General features: G+C 69.2%; 12 protein-coding genes. 7 read left to right on the top strand and 5 right to left on the bottom strand.

What is annotated here, in order from left to right; all coding sequences use genetic code 11:
- Positions 1–61 precede the first annotated feature (61 nt).
- The 5 genes from ACGFNK_RS23815 to ACGFNK_RS23795 all read left to right on the top strand — a co-directional run bounded on the left by ACGFNK_RS23815 (position 62) and on the right by ACGFNK_RS23795 (position 5,583).
- Positions 62–769, top strand: coding sequence for a succinate dehydrogenase (locus tag ACGFNK_RS23815; RefSeq protein ID WP_393418931.1), 708 nt, complete (start codon positions 62–64; stop codon positions 767–769).
- Between the two features lies 1 nt (position 770).
- Positions 771–2,780 carry a fumarate reductase/succinate dehydrogenase flavoprotein subunit gene (locus ACGFNK_RS23810; protein ID WP_393418929.1) on the top strand — a complete coding sequence of 670 codons (2,010 nt, stop codon included), beginning with the start codon at positions 771–773 and terminating at the stop codon, positions 2,778–2,780.
- On the top strand, positions 2,777–3,526 hold the full coding sequence (locus tag ACGFNK_RS23805; RefSeq protein WP_393418927.1) for a succinate dehydrogenase/fumarate reductase iron-sulfur subunit: 750 nt from the start codon (positions 2,777–2,779) through the stop codon (positions 3,524–3,526). The genes ACGFNK_RS23810 and ACGFNK_RS23805 overlap by 4 nt, the downstream gene beginning before the upstream one ends.
- A 255-nt stretch (positions 3,527–3,781) precedes the next feature.
- Positions 3,782–4,555, top strand: coding sequence for a GNAT family N-acetyltransferase (locus ACGFNK_RS23800; RefSeq protein ID WP_393418925.1), 774 nt, complete (start codon positions 3,782–3,784; stop codon positions 4,553–4,555).
- Between the two features lie 173 nt (positions 4,556–4,728).
- Positions 4,729–5,583, top strand: coding sequence for a lysophospholipid acyltransferase family protein (locus tag ACGFNK_RS23795; protein ID WP_393419409.1), 855 nt, complete (start codon positions 4,729–4,731; stop codon positions 5,581–5,583).
- Here ACGFNK_RS23795 and ACGFNK_RS23790 read toward each other — a convergent pair.
- Positions 5,580–6,596, bottom strand: a complete 1,017-nt coding sequence (locus ACGFNK_RS23790; RefSeq protein ID WP_393418923.1) for an LLM class flavin-dependent oxidoreductase — start codon at positions 6,594–6,596, stop codon at positions 5,580–5,582. The two genes, ACGFNK_RS23795 and ACGFNK_RS23790, sit on opposite strands and share 4 nt — an antisense overlap.
- A 184-nt stretch (positions 6,597–6,780) precedes the next feature.
- Here ACGFNK_RS23790 and ACGFNK_RS23785 point away from each other — a divergent pair, with 184 nt between their 5' ends.
- Together ACGFNK_RS23785 and ACGFNK_RS23780 are read left to right on the top strand one after the other, a co-directional pair.
- The gene (locus ACGFNK_RS23785; protein ID WP_393418921.1) at positions 6,781–9,186 is read left to right on the top strand and encodes a SpoIIE family protein phosphatase; all 2,406 of its coding nucleotides are present in this window, start codon (positions 6,781–6,783) and stop codon (positions 9,184–9,186) included.
- 492 nt (positions 9,187–9,678) lie between these two features.
- Positions 9,679–10,170, top strand: coding sequence for an HAD family acid phosphatase (locus tag ACGFNK_RS23780; protein ID WP_393418919.1), 492 nt, complete (start codon positions 9,679–9,681; stop codon positions 10,168–10,170).
- A 29-nt stretch (positions 10,171–10,199) separates the two neighbouring features.
- Here the strand turns inward: ACGFNK_RS23780 and ACGFNK_RS23775 are convergent, their stop codons facing one another.
- From ACGFNK_RS23775 to ACGFNK_RS23760, 4 genes are all read right to left on the bottom strand, one after another.
- A complete protein-coding gene (locus ACGFNK_RS23775; protein ID WP_386343068.1) occupies positions 10,200–10,415 on the bottom strand; it encodes a dodecin in 216 nt (71 codons plus the stop codon).
- 343 nt (positions 10,416–10,758) lie between these two features.
- A complete protein-coding gene (uidA, locus tag ACGFNK_RS23770) occupies positions 10,759–12,552 on the bottom strand; it encodes a beta-glucuronidase (RefSeq protein WP_393418917.1) in 1,794 nt (597 codons plus the stop codon).
- A 75-nt stretch (positions 12,553–12,627) separates the two neighbouring features.
- On the bottom strand, positions 12,628–13,527 hold the full coding sequence (locus ACGFNK_RS23765) for a carbohydrate ABC transporter permease (RefSeq protein ID WP_393418915.1): 900 nt from the start codon (positions 13,525–13,527) through the stop codon (positions 12,628–12,630).
- A gap of 1 nt (position 13,528) precedes the next feature.
- Positions 13,529–14,383 carry a carbohydrate ABC transporter permease gene (locus ACGFNK_RS23760; RefSeq protein WP_393418913.1) on the bottom strand — a complete coding sequence of 285 codons (855 nt, stop codon included), beginning with the start codon at positions 14,381–14,383 and terminating at the stop codon, positions 13,529–13,531.
- Positions 14,384–14,469 lie beyond the last annotated feature (86 nt).

The raw sequence follows: 14,469 nt of genomic DNA, 5'->3' as shown, positions 1-14,469 counted from the left end.
ATTGAAACCAGCCATTCCATGTCTTGGACCGATCGGGACCTCTGGCCCTAGCGTGCGTGTCATGGCGCTGCTAACGCGGACGGACCGAAAACCGTCCATGACCCGCACAATGTGGGACTCCTCCGTCGGCAAGAAGACGGTCATGGCCGTGAGCGGTCTGATCATGCTGGCGTACCTGGTCGTCCATATGCTGGGCAACCTCAAGATCTTCTTCGGATCCGACGAGTTCAACGAGTACGCGCACGCCCTGCGCACCCTCGGCGAGCCCTACCTGCACTACGAATGGGCGCTGTGGATCATCCGCGTCGTCCTGGTCGCCGCCGTCGTCGCGCATGCCGTCTCCGCGTACCAGCTGAGCCGCCGCGACATCAAGGCACGGCCCACCAAGTACGTGCACAAGAAGCCGCGGGCCAGTTACGCGACACGGACGATGCGCTGGGGCGGGATCATCCTCGGGCTGTTCATCGTCTGGCACATCCTCGACCTGACGACCGGCACCGTGCACCCGGGCGGCTTCGAGGCCGGACACCCGTACCAGAACGTGATCGACACCTTCTCCACCTGGTACGGCAACGTCATCTATCTCGTCGCGGTGCTCGCGCTCGGCCTGCACATCCGGCACGGCTTCTGGAGCGCGGCGCAGACCCTCGGGGTCGGCAGCCGAACCCGCGACCGTGCCTTCAAGACCATCGCCAACGTGCTCGCGCTGGTGCTGACGGTGGGCTTCGTCTCCGTACCCGTGGGCGTGATGACCGGAGTGGTGAGCTGACATGACCGCTGAGTACGCCGACTACACGACCGGGGAGCCGGTCGTCGACGCCAAGGCCCCCGAGGGGCCGGTGAACGAGCGCTGGGACACCCGCCGTTTCGAGGCCAAGCTGGTCAACCCCGCAAACCGCCGCAAGCACACGGTGATCGTCGTCGGCACCGGCCTCGCGGGCGGCTCCGCGGGTGCCACGCTCGCCGAACAGGGCTATCACGTCGTGCAGTTCTGCTACCAGGACTCACCGCGCCGCGCCCACTCGATCGCCGCGCAGGGCGGCATCAACGCCGCGAAGAACTACCGCAACGACGGCGACTCGATCCACCGGCTGTTCTACGACACCGTCAAGGGCGGCGACTTCAGGGCCCGCGAGTCCAACGTCCACCGCCTGGCGCAGATTTCGGTGGAGATCATCGACCAGTGCGTGGCGCAGGGCGTGCCCTTCGCGCGGGAGTACGGCGGCCTCCTCGACACCCGGTCCTTCGGCGGTGTACAGGTGTCCCGCACCTTCTACGCCCGCGGGCAGACGGGCCAGCAGCTGCTGCTCGGCGCGTATCAGGCGCTGTCCCGGCAGATCGCCGCCGGCAACATCGAGATGCATCCGCGCACCGAGATGCTGGACCTGATCGTGGTCGACGGACGGGCGCGCGGGATCGTGGCCCGCGATCTGATCACTGGCCGTATCGACACGTACTTCGCGGACGCCGTCGTCCTGGCGAGCGGCGGCTACGGCAACGTCTTCTACCTGTCGACGAACGCCATGAACTCCAACGCCACCGCCATCTGGCGGGCGCACCGGCGCGGCGCGTACTTCGCCAACCCCTGCTTCACGCAGATCCATCCGACGTGCATTCCGCGCACCGGCGAACACCAGTCGAAGCTCACGCTGATGAGCGAGTCGCTGCGCAACGACGGCCGGATCTGGGTGCCGAAGGCGAAGGGGGACCAGCGGCCCGCGAACGAGATCCCCGAGGACGAGCGCGACTACTACCTGGAGCGCATCTACCCGTCCTTCGGCAACCTCGTGCCCCGTGACATCGCCTCCCGGGCCGCCAAGAACGTCTGCGACGAGGGCAGGGGAGTGGGCCCCGGCGGCCAGAACCAGAGGGGCGGAGCCGAAGGCTCCTCGGTTGAGGGCGGTGGTGGGAGACGGGAGGGCGTCTATCTGGACTTCGCGGACGCGATCAAGCGCATGGGCCGCAAGGCGGTCGAGGCCAAGTACGGCAACCTCTTCGACATGTACCAGCGGATCACCGACGAGGATCCGTACGAGGTGCCGATGCGGATCTATCCCGCCGTCCACTACACGATGGGCGGGCTGTGGGTCGACTACGACCTCCAGACCACCATCCCCGGACTGTTCGCCATCGGCGAGGCCAACTTCTCCGACCACGGGGCGAACCGGCTCGGCGCCTCGGCGCTGATGCAGGGACTGGCCGACGGCTACTTCGTACTGCCCTCGACGATCAACGACTACCTCGCCCGCAATCCGCACCACGAGAAGGTCTCGGCCGAACACCCCGTCGTCCAGGAGGTGCTGGCCGAGACCGAGGACCGGCTCAGCCTGCTCCTCGCCGTCGACGGAGACCGCACCCCCGACTCCTTCCACCGTGAACTCGGCGAACTCATGTGGGAGTTCTGCGGAATGGCCCGTACGGAGACGGGGCTGCGCAAGGCGCTGGAGGGTATCCCGCAGATCCGCGAGGAGTTCTGGCGGCGCATCAAGGTCCCTGGCACCGGCGAGGAGTTCAACCAGTCGCTGGAGAAGGCCAACCGCGTCGTCGACTACCTGGAACTCGCCGAGCTGATGTGCCTCGACGCCCTGCACCGCGCCGAGTCCTGCGGCGGCCACTTCCGCGAGGAGTCCCAGACCCCGGACGGTGAGGCGGAGCGCAAGGACGAGGAGTTCTCGTACGCGGCGGCCTGGGAGTTCACCGCCACCGGCGATGCGCCGGTTCTCCACAAGGAAGACCTCGTCTTCGAGTACGTCCACCCCACTCAGCGGAGCTACGCATGAAGCTCACCCTGCGCGTCTGGCGGCAGCAGAACGCCGACGCCGACGGAGCGATGTCCACGTACGAAGTGGACGACATCTCGCCCGACATGTCCTTCCTGGAGATGCTCGACACCCTCAACGAGGAGCTCATCCTGGGGGGCGAGGACCCCGTCGCCTTCGACCACGACTGCCGTGAGGGCATCTGCGGCGCTTGCTCGCTCGTCATCAACGGCGACGCGCACGGTCCGGAGCGTACGACCACCTGTCAGCTGCACATGCGGTCCTTCAAGGACGGCGACACCATCGACATCGAGCCGTGGCGGGCCTCGGCGTTCCCCGTGGTCAAGGACCTCGTGGTCGACCGGAGCGCCTTCGACCGCATCATCCAGGCGGGCGGCTACATCACCGCGCCGACCGGCGCCGCGCCCGAGGCCCACGCCACGCCCGTACCGAAGCCGGACGCGGACTTCGCGTTCGAGCACGCCGAGTGCATCGGCTGCGGGGCCTGCGTGGCGGCCTGCCCCAACGGGGCCGCGATGCTCTTCACCTCGGCGAAGATCAACCACCTGAACGTCCTGCCGCAGGGGGCGCCCGAGCGCGAGACCCGTGTGCTCGACATGGTGGCGCAGATGGACGAGGAGGGCTTCGGCGGCTGCACGCTCACCGGCGAATGCGCCACCGCCTGCCCGAAGGGCATCCCGCTGGTCTCCATCACCGGCATGAACAAGGAGTGGCTGCGCGCGACCCGTAAGTCGGGAAGGCGTTAGCCGTACGTCGTTCGCCGTCAAGGTGCGGACGGGCGGGGCCGGGAGTGGTGCTCTCCGGCCCCGCCAAGCTTTGTCACGGCCGCCGCCCCCGGGCATTCAACAAGCCCACATCCCACCTCTCTGCGTAGGTTACGCGCCGGTCAGCCGGCGTCGGGAGAACAGGAGCGAGCACGCCGTATCCAACCGGCCTGTTCACCTTCCGCTCCGCTCACCTCCCGCCGCACACCGGCCAACGTCCCCAGGAGAGAGCCAGCCATGACCGGCGTAACCACGCTCGCCAGCCCGCCTCAGACGACCGCACCCACCCGCTACACCGTCACCCTGGCCCGCGACGAGGCGGATGTGCGGGCCGCGCAGCGGCTGCGTCACGACGTCTTCGCGGGAGAGATGGGAGCCCTGCTGACCACCCCGCAGCCGGGCCTCGACATCGACGCCTTCGACGCCTACTGCGACCACCTGCTCGTCCGCGACACGGTGAGCGGGCAGGTCGTAGGCACCTACCGGCTGCTGCCGCCGGAGCGCGCCGCGGTCGCCGGAAGGCTGTACTCGGAGAGCGAGTTCGACCTCGGGCCGCTCGCCGGGATCCGCTCGGGGCTCGTCGAGGTCGGCCGCTCCTGCGTCCACCCCGACCACCGGGACGGCGCCGTCATCGGTCTCATCTGGGCCGGTATCGCGCGCTACATGGTCGAAGGCGGCCACGAGTGGCTCGCCGGCTGCTGCTCCATCCCGCTGGCCGACGGCGGCACGCTCGCCGCGGGCACCTGGGACCGCGTACAGGAGAAGTACCTGGCGCCCGAGGAGTACCGGGTACGACCGCTGCTGCCCTGGAACTCTGAGGGCATCCAGCGCCCGGCCGCCCGCACCGAACTCCCCGCGCTCCTGCGCGGCTACCTCCGCCTCGGCGCCTGGGTCTGCGCGGAACCCGCCCACGACCCCGACTTCGGCGTGGCCGACCTGTACGTGCTGCTGCCGATGCACCGTGTCAACTCCCGCTACCTGCGGCACTTCCTGTCGCTCGTCCCCGCCTGATGAACGCCTCCCGGGTGAATGTGACGAGTGCGCTGCGCCTCGCGGTGCTGGTCCGCCCGCGGCGCGGCGCGGCGGCGCTCGCGAGCCCCGGTGCGGGCACGGCCGCGCTCCCGGGCCGTCGGCCGGTGCCCCGAGCACGCCGTGCCGGGACGCAGGTCGCGGACCGCCCCGGTGTGACGCCTCCGGCGACCGCTCCGGCCAGTGCCTGGCTGCCCGGCGCCCCATGTACCCCGGGGGCCTGCGTGGAGTCCACGGGGTCCCTGGCCGCCGTACCGCGGGCCGTGCTGCGGCTGACCGTGGTGGTGGCCGTGCTCCTCGTCGGGATCGTGCTGATCCCGGTCGTCGGACGGCTCGCGGGTGTGCGGCGTGACCGTGCCATCCGGTTCTGGTGCCGGACGATCGTGCGCGCGGTGGGCGTACGCGTACAGACCACCGGAGCCGCCCCGCCCACCGGTGGGCTGCTGCTGGTGGCCAACCACATCTCCTGGCTGGACATACCGCTGCTCGCGGCCGTCCGTCCCGGGCGGATGCTCGCCAAGGCCGAGATCCGGCAGTGGCCCGTCGCGGGCGCGCTGACCGCCAGCAGCGGGGCGCTGTTCATCGAGCGGGACCGGCTGCGCGCGCTGCCGACGACGGTCGCGCGGATCGCGGACACCCTGCGCGACGGCGCCGCAGTCGTGGTCTTCCCCGAAGGCAGCACCTGGTGCGGCCGGGCCCAGGGGCAGTTCCGCCGGGCCGTCTTCCAGGCCGCGCTGGACGCCGCCGTACCCGTCCAGCCGGTACGCCTGCACTACCGGCTCGACGGGGGAGCGGCGACCACGTCACCCGCGTTCGTCGGGAGCGACTCGCTGCTCGCCTCGGTGTGGCGGGTCGTTTCGGCGCGCGGCCTCGTGGCCGAGGTACGCGTACAGCCGGTGCTCGCCCCGGGCAAAGCACCCGACCGCCGGACCCTGGCCCGCGCCGCCGAGACGGCCGCCACCCACCGGACCTGCGCGAACTCGGAAGGAGCCCACGAGCCGGCGTCCTAGGCCGGGCCCGCGCCGTCCAGTCCCGCGATCCGGGCCAGCCTCTCGTACGAGTCCAGGAGGGCGCCGCGGTCGTACGTACTGGTCGTGACCAGGACCTCGTCCGCTTCGGTCTCCTTGAGCACCGTTTCCAGTTCGTGGGCGACCTGCTCCTCGGTGCCGGCGATGTGACCCCTGAGCCCGGACTCGTAGAAGCCGCGCTCCTTGTCGCTCATCCTCAGCGTCTCCACGCGCTCGGCGGGCGGCAGCGGCGGAAAGGTGCCGCGGGTGCGGGAGTGCGCCATCGACCAGGCCTCCGGGAGCAGCAGCCGGCGGGCCTCCTCGGGGCTGTCCGCGACCGCGATCGTGCCGGAGATGACGACGTACGGCTCGCTCGCCCAGGCGGAGGGCCGGAACGTCGCGCGGTAGTGATCGATGCCGCGCCGCATCTTCTCGCGGCCGCGGAGGTCGCCGATGACCATCGGCAGGCCCGCCCGGGCGGCGATCGTGGCGCCCTCGCCCATGGCCAGCACGAACGGCGGCACGGTCAGACCCTCGGCCGGACGCGCGTGCACCCCCGTCGGAGAGGTGCCGCGGAACCAGCCCAGCAACTCGTCGAGCTGCCCCGCGAAATCGTCGGCGACGTCCTTGTCCCGGCCCAGCGCCTTGCGTACGCCGTCGGTGAAGCCCACGGAGCGTCCCAGACCCATGTCGATACGTCCCGGGAAGAGGGACTCAAGGACGCCGAACTGCTCGGCCACGACGAGGGGTTGATGGTTCGGCAGCATCACCCCGCCCGTGCCGACCCGGATCCTGCGCGTCGCGGCGGCGACCGCGGCGGCCAGCACGGTGGGCGCGGAACCGGCGACTCCGGGCACGCCGTGGTGTTCCGAGACCCATATCCGGTGGTAGCCGAGCCGCTCGAGCTCCTGGGCCAGCCGCACGGTGTCACGCAACGCCTCGGGACCGTCGTGCCCCTCCCGGGTGCGCGAGCGGTCGAGGACGGAGAAACGGGTTGCTGCTATCACTGGACTCACATGAACTTCAACGCCCCCGTCGCGCCAGGATTCCCGGCGCGGGGCGTGCGGACGTCCGCGTAAGCCGCGTACCTGTATCCGCGAGCCTGAGCAGAATGGGAAGTCCCGTTGAGTACGCCCTCCCATGGGGCCATGCTGAGGGCATGGCCGCGGGGTGTGCCCGTGGTGGGCGAGAGACGTGTTCATGGACCCAGACGTGTTCGGCTCGGGGTGGGAAGCGACCGCCGTCGTGGACGAAGGCGGGAGGATCCTCGCCTGGAGCGAGGGCGCCCGGCGGCTGCTCGGCCACGACTCCGCGGACGCCGTGGGCCGTGACGCCCGGGAACTGCTGGCCGCCGAGCTTCCGTACGCGGTCCGCGGTGCCTGTGCCTCCCGTATGCCGTGGAGCGGTGGCGCCGTGGTCCGCACCCGCGAGGGGCGGCGTCTCGAATTGCTGGCCCATCTCCGGCCGCTGACCGGCGCCGACGACGACCCGCTGTGGATCGTCGCGGCCACCGCGGCGGACGAACCCGCCCCCGAGACCCTGAATCGCTGGGCGATCGAGCAGCTGCCCATCGCCGTGGTCGTGTGCGACGACGACGTCAGAGTCGTACGTGCGAATGACGCCTTCACGGCCATGTCGGGAGCGACGGAGGACCAGCTTCGGGGCCTCGGCCTCGCAGAGCGGATCACCGGCGAGGTCGTCGACGGCACCGAGGAGATCCCCCGTCTGGCCGAACAGGCCATGCGAACCGGAGACGTCGTCCGCCACCAGGCCTATCTGCGGACCCCGGGAACGAGGCGTGAGCGCTCCTGGTCCTCCCTGCTGTTCCCGCTCAAGGACCCGCAGGGCCGCGTCCGGGGCGTCGCCTCCGCCGTGTACGACACGACCGAGCAGTACTGGGCGCGGCGACGGATGTCCGTGGTGAACGCGGCGAGCCTCAGCGTCGGAACCACGCTCGACGTCACCCGCACCGCCCAGGAACTCGCCCAGATCGGCACCGAGGGGTTCGCCGACTTCGTCATCGTCGATCTGCTCGACGACCTCTTCCAGAACGTCGAGGCGGACCTCCCGCCGAGCGCGGGCCAGCCGGTCTTCCGACGGTGCGCCCAGGCGTCCGTACTGCCAGGCTGCCCGGAGGCCACCGTCGAGATCGGCCAGCGGCACGTCTACGCCGCCGACTCACCGCAGACCTCAGCCCTCGCCGTCGGCCGCCCCGCCCAGTACCGGCTCGACAGCGCGAGCTTCCCCGCGTGGCTGACCGCGGATCCGGACCGTGCGCGCAGCGTCCGCGCCCACGGGATCCACGCTCTGCTGGTCGTTCCATTGCAGGCCCGGGGCGTGACGCTCGGGCTGGCCCAGTTCCATCGCCACCGCATCACCGAGCCCTTCGACGACGAGGATCTGCTGCTGGCACGGGAGATCGCGACCAGGGCCGCGCTGAGCATCGACAACGCCCGCCGCTACAGCCGTGAGCGTGCCACCGCGGTGACCCTCCAGCGCAGTCTGTTGCAGCGCGGCACGCCGGAGCAGTCCGCGGTGGATGTGGCCACCCGTTATCTGCCGGCCGGTGCGCGGGCCGGGGTGGGCGGCGACTGGTTCGACGTGATCCCCCTGTCCGGTGCCCGGGTGGCGCTCGTGGTGGGCGACGTGGTCGGTCACGGGCTGCGCGCCTCGGCCACGATGGCGCAGTTGCGGACCGCGGTGCGTACGCTGGCCGATGTCGACCTACCGCCGGACGAGTTGCTCACGCAGCTCGACGACGTGGTGATCCGGCTGGCCCGGGAGGAGCCCGATACCCCCGGCTCCGTCGCCGAGGCCCGGCCGGTCGCGGAGTTGAGCGCCACGTGTCTGTATGCGGTGTACGACCCGGTGTCCCGGATCTGCTCGCTCGCCAGCGCGGGCCATGTGCTGCCCGCCGTGGTGACGCCCGACGGCACGGTCGCCTTTCCGGATCTGCCGGTCGGCCCGCCGCTCGGCCTCGGTGGACTCCCCTTCGAAATCTCGGAGTTCGAGCTTCCGGAAGGCAGCATGCTCGCCCTCTACACCGACGGCCTGATCGAGGCGAGGGACCGGGACGTCGACACCGGCATGGCTCTCATGGGCCGGGTGCTCGGGCAACCCGCCCGGTCCCTGGAGAAGTTGTGCGACGACCTGCTGGACGAACTGCTGCCCGGCCGTCCCATGGACGACGTCGCCCTCCTCCTGGCCAGGACCCGTGTCCTAGACGCCGCCCGGGTGGCGACCTGGGACCTGCCGAACAACCCTCAGATCGTCGCCGAGGCCCGCAAGTGCGCGACGGCTCAGCTCGCCGCGTGGGGGCTGGAAGAGGCGCTGTTCACCACGGAACTGGTGGTCAGCGAACTTGTCACCAACGCCATCCGTTACGGCGGCGAACCGATACGGCTCCGTCTGATCCGCGACGCGGTCCTGATCTGCGAGGTCTTCGACGGCAGCAACACGGCACCCCATCTGCGCCGCGCCCGCGCCTACGACGAGGGCGGCCGGGGACTGCTCCTCGTCGCTCAGCTCACCGAGAGCTGGGGCACCCGCCAAACCCCGACCGGCAAGATCATCTGGGCAGAGCTGAGTGTGGCTCCTGAGCTTTGAGGGGACTTCCAGGGGTTCCTTTCCCCAAGCCCGCCCCTTCCCGAAACTGGGGCTGCGCCCCAGGCCCCCCGCCAGGGGGTGGGGGGTGACACGGCGTGTCGCGGTTGCGGGTGCGTCGTGGCTGGTCGCGCCCCGCGGCGGAGCCGCATATGTCACAGCCCCGCGCCCCTGAAGGGGCGCTCCTGGAGCCGTCAGTCACCATGCTCACCAGCCACTACGTGCCGGCAGTCTCCCACCGGCGGGAGGGGACGTGGGTCGGTGCGTCGTATGCCCGTCGCGTAGGTTCTGTCTCAGGTCACCTGCGCCCTGTGTGAGCAAAGGGCCGTATGCCCACCCTGCGACGGGCTGACGCACCGGCCCACGGCCCCGCACCCACCACGCACCCCAGGGGCGCGGGGCTGTGACATCAGCGGCTCCGCCGCGGGGCGCGACCAGCCGCAACGCACCAGCACCCGAAAACCGCACAACCAGCGGAGCCCTATCGTGGTCGACGTGACGGACAACGACCACAAACCACTCGCCGTGTTCGACCTCGACAACACGCTCGCCGACACCGCACACCGGCAGCGGTTTCTGGAGCGCAGGCCGCGCGACTGGGACGCCTTCTTTGCGGCGGCGCCGCACGATCCGCCGCTGACCGAGGGCGTGGCGCTGGCGCTGGAGCACGCCGAGGAGTGCGAGGTCGTCTACCTCACGGGGAGGCCGGAGCGGTGCCGCGAGGACACGGTGGAGTGGCTGGCAGCGCATGGGCTGCCCGAGGGCCGCATCTGGATGCGCCGCGACAACGACCGCAGGCCCGCCCGGCGCACCAAGCTGGAGATCCTCCGCGGGCTTGCCCGGAATCGCGAGGTCCGGGTGCTTGTCGACGACGACGAGCTGGTGTGCGAGGACGCCGAGCGGGCCGGCTTCACGGTCGTACGGGCGCGGTGGGCGAGCCAGTCCGCTGTGCTGAAGGTTGCCCAGGAGCGTGAGGGACGCACCTGAGTCGGTCCGGCTGCTGACTTCCCCTTCTACTACTCCTCGTCCTCCAGCCGGAACCCCACCTTCAGACCGACCTGGTAGTGCTCGATCTGGCCGTTCTCGATCTGGCCGCGGACCTCTGTGACCTCGAACCAGTCCAGGTGGCGCAGGGTTTGCGAGGCCCGGGCGATGCCGTTGCGGATTGCCTGGTCGACCCCTTCGGTCGAGCTGCCGACGATCTCGGTGACCCGGTATGTGTGATCAGTCATGCGGGTGCTCCTCTCCGCGGGTGGCGGGTGTGCCACGCGTCCTTTCCACGGTGCCGTACGAGGCAGCGGCACGCGACCCGTCACCGGGCCATGCTCAGCGACAGTGCGAACCGTCCCTCCCTGGTCCGTCCGCCAGTGCGTCATCTCCACCCCGGCGGCCGCCATTTCACCCCGTACGCCCTCCTCGCGGAACTTCGCCGACACCTCCGTCCGCAGCTCCTCACCGGCCGCGAAGAGAAGGTGCTTTCCATCCTCACCGATTCACCCGACCCGATCGGCTTCACGCGGGCCTGCGCAGGAGTCGCCGATCGGAACACGACCGGCAGAGAGACCTGACGGAGTCCTACTGGCCGGCCTTCCGCCAGCGGGCGCGCAGACTGAACGCCGCGCCCTTCGGCCGGCGTTCGCGGGTGAATACTCCCTTCTTGTTGCCGTCGACACGGAAGACACCGGGCGCCGTGGCGAAGTCGGCGAAGTTCCAGACCTGCTCGCCGACGACCGCGTCGACACGGTCGAACACCCGGTGATACACGTCGAGCAGTTCGGTCTGGTACTCCTCGGTCCACGGGCTGGGTACGACGTTGCGCAGTCCGGGGTAGGCGTCCGCTCCGTACTCGGTGATGACGATGGGCTTGTCGTGCGCGGCCCACTGCCGCAGTTCCGCCTCCAACTCGGTCTCGGCCGCCGCCAGGTCGTTGGGGCCGAAGTACCAGCCGTAGTAACGGTTGAGGAGCACGACGTCGAACAGGTCGGTGACCACGCACTGGTCCGGTTTCCCCATGAGCGCGTTGACGTAGGCGACGGGCCGTGAGGGATCCAGTCGGCGTGCCTCGGCCGCCAGTGGTGCGAAGTAGTCGCGCGCCTCCGGTTGGACGTTGTCCGGCTCGTTGGCGATGGACCACAGCACGACACTCGGATGGTTCTTGTCGCGGGTCACGAGCTCCCTCACCGCCTGCAGGTGCGTGCGAAGGGTGCTCTCACCCACGGTGTCGGGCGAGAACGTGGACTCCTTCCGGCCGGAGCCGAAAACACCTCCCGCGATGTTCAGGTTCAGGCCGACGGCCGCGGTCTCGTCGATGACCACCACACCCTGCCGGTCCGCGTAGTCCAGCACCTCTTCGGCGTAGGGGTAGTGCGAGGTGCGGAACGAGTTCGCGCCGGTCCACTCCAGCAGGGCGAAGTCGTGCACCATCAGGATGTCGTCGTGACCCCTGCCGCGCACGGCGGCGTCCTCGTGCTTGCCGAAACCCTTGAAGTAAAATGGGGTTCCGTTGATCAGGAACTCCTTGCCCCGTACCTCCACCGTGCGCACGCCCACGGACTGCCGATAGCTGTCGACAAGGTCGCCGGAGTTGCTCCACAGCGTGGCCTCGAGTTCGTAGAGGTAGCCGTCGCCGGGCGCCCAGGGGTGCACGTCCGCGATCCTGAGGGTCCCCACAGCCCCGGTGGCGGCACGGACCTCGACCCCGGAGGCATCGCGCAGCGAGACACGCACCTCGTGCTCTTCGGCCTGCGCGGTGCTGTCCACGCGGTAGGTGACGAGGCCGGTCGTGTCCTCGAGGCTGGTGGTCACGGTGATGTCGGTGATGTGGACGGGGGGCGTGGTGTACAGCCACACGGGCCGGTGCAGGCCCGCGTAGTTGAAGAAGTCGTGGAAATAGTGCTGCACACGGCGGCCGTCCGCGCGTTCCTCCACTCGGCCGGGTGGTATCGACTCCCAGGTCAGTTCGTTGTTGACCACGACGGTGACACGGTTTTCGGCACCCGGCCGCAAGTGCGCCGTGACGTCGGCCTCGAAGGGGGTGTAACCGCCTTCGTGCCGGACGACCGCCACATCGTTGACCCAGGCGGTCGCGCGATGCGTCGCAGCGTCGAAGCGGAGCACCGTCCGTTCCCCCGCCCACCGGGCAGGAACCCATACATGCGTCTGGTACCAGACGTCGCCGACATGGTCACGGACGGTCGCGTCCGGGAAGATGTCGTTGTAGCTGGCGGGCACCGGGATGTCCACGGCGCCCGCCAGCTGCGAACGCCACCAGTCCTCGGCACGGCCGACGCCCTCCGCGTCCAGGCGGAAGCTCCACAGGCCGCCCAGGGAGCGGCGTTCACGAGTGGGGCCGTCCTGAGGACGAAGCATGCTTGGTTCTCCTGTTCGTTGTGCGCGTGTCGACTCTGTGGTCGAGAGCGCAGGTCTGCGGCGGTCGAAAGTGGGCTATTTGATGCCGGTGTTGGCGATGCCCTCGACGAAGTGCCGTTGCAGGGCGAGGAAGAGCAGGATGATCGGTGTGACGACCGTGACCGCCCCGGCCAGCAGCAGGCCGTAGTTGGTGCCGTTGGCTCCGACGGAGAAGAGGGCGAGGGCGACGGGAAGTGTGTAGAAATCCTCGGTTTGCGCGATGACGAGCGGCCACAGGAAGTTGTTCCACTGCGCGAGGAAGGTGAGGATCGCCAGTGTCGCCAGCGCGGGCCGTGTCAACGGAAGGATCACCCTGAGGAAGATCCGGGATTCGCCAGCGCCGTCGAGGCGTGCCGCCTCGACGAGGGCGTCCGGGATGTCCCGGATGAACTGCCGCATGATGAACACGCCGAACGGTGTCACGAGGAAGGGCAGGACGAGCCCGAGGTAGGAGTTGCCCAGGCCCATGTTGCTGACGAGCACGAACAGTGGGACGAAGGTCGTGACGCCGGGGATGATCAGCATGGTGAGGACGAGACCGAACAGCAGACGCTTCCCCGCGAACTCGATCTTCGCGAAGGCGTATCCGGCCATCGAGCAGAACAGCAGATTCCCCAGAACACAGGCCACCGCTACGAGCGTGCTGTTCAGGAAGTACAGTCCGAAGTTCTGCTTCGACAGCAGCTGTTCGAAGTTGGCGAAGGTCGGGGAACGGGGCAGCCAGGCACTCGGATGGGCGACGATCTCACCCGTGGGTTTCACCGAGCCGAGGAACATCCAGGCAAAGGGCGCCAGCGTCGCGAGGAGGCCCAGCACGAGGGCGCAGTAGAGAACGACACGACTCGTAGGGACGCGCCGGGACGGACGCCGGTCACGGAAGACCGGGTCTGTCGTTTCGGTGGTGGCCGGTCCTGTCGCTGTGGTGGTGGCGGTCATGTCAGGCCTTCGCTCGGAAGATGCGGAACTGCAGAAAGCTCAGCAGAGCGATCGCGGTGACCAGCACGTAGGACGCGGCCGAGGCCAGTCCGTAATTCCCGAAGCCGAATTGCTCGTAGGCGTAGTAGCTGATCGATGTCGTGCTGTCCAAGGGGCCGCCACTCGTCATGACGAACGGTTCCTCGAAGAACTGGAGGTAGCTGATGCTGAGCAGAACGGCGACGACCAGCGTGGTGGGCCTGAGCAGCGGCAGGGTCACGCTGCGGAAGGCGCGCCAGCGGGACGCGCCGTCCACAACGGCCGCCTCGTGTACTTCGGGAGGTATCGACTGCAGGCCCGCCAGGAAGATCACCATGGGGATGCCGAAGTGCCGCCAGACCGCCATCAGGATGAGGGCGGGCATGGACCAGTTCGGATCGTTCAGCCAGTCCGGCCCCGAGATTCCCACTACGGACAGGGCTGAGTTGATCATCCCGTCAGGCTTGTAGAGGTACCTCCACACGACCGCTATCGCCACGATGCTCGTCACGACCGGAGCGAAGTAGGCGACCCGGAAGAAGCCCTTCGCGCGCTGGATCCCGGAGTTGAGTGCGATGGCAATCGCGAGGGAGAACACCATCGTCAGAGGGATGCCCACGGCGACGAAATAGAGCGTGTTCAGAGCGGCGCGGACGAATGTGGGATCGGCGAACAGCGCGGTGTAGTTCTCCAGGCCGACGAAGTTGACGCTGAAGGGCGTCTCCACGTCCCTGCTGGTGATGTCGGTGACGCTCATCGACAGTGACGAGAAGACCGGCCAGACGCCGAAAGTGGCGAACAGCAGGACGAAGGGCGAGCAGAAGGCCCAGGCGACCAAGGTGCGCCGCAGGTGTCGGGAACCGCCCCTCGTCCGTTGGGTCCTTTGCCTGCTGGAAGACCTCTCGCGTGCGGGTTCCACGGAGG

The sequence above is a fragment of the Streptomyces sp. NPDC048825 genome, from assembly GCF_043198355.1.
GTDB lineage: Bacteria > Actinomycetota > Actinomycetes > Streptomycetales > Streptomycetaceae > Streptomyces > Streptomyces xiangluensis.
The sequence above is the reverse complement of the archived record's forward strand: the minus strand, read 5'-3'. Positions and strand labels throughout refer to the sequence as shown.

Coding starts and splice junctions, on each gene's coding strand:
- ACGFNK_RS23785 (WP_393418921.1), top strand. CDS start 6,781: ATGGACCCAGACGTGTTCGGCTCGGGGTGGGAAGCGACCGCCGTCGTG.
- ACGFNK_RS23805 (WP_393418927.1), top strand. CDS start 2,777: ATGAAGCTCACCCTGCGCGTCTGGCGGCAGCAGAACGCCGACGCCGAC.
- ACGFNK_RS23800 (WP_393418925.1), top strand. CDS start 3,782: ATGACCGGCGTAACCACGCTCGCCAGCCCGCCTCAGACGACCGCACCC.
- ACGFNK_RS23810 (WP_393418929.1), top strand. CDS start 771: ATGACCGCTGAGTACGCCGACTACACGACCGGGGAGCCGGTCGTCGAC.
- ACGFNK_RS23775 (WP_386343068.1), bottom strand. CDS start 10,415: ATGACTGATCACACATACCGGGTCACCGAGATCGTCGGCAGCTCGACC.
- uidA (WP_393418917.1), bottom strand. CDS start 12,552: ATGCTTCGTCCTCAGGACGGCCCCACTCGTGAACGCCGCTCCCTGGGC.
- ACGFNK_RS23765 (WP_393418915.1), bottom strand. CDS start 13,527: ATGACCGCCACCACCACAGCGACAGGACCGGCCACCACCGAAACGACA.
- ACGFNK_RS23815 (WP_393418931.1), top strand. CDS start 62: ATGGCGCTGCTAACGCGGACGGACCGAAAACCGTCCATGACCCGCACA.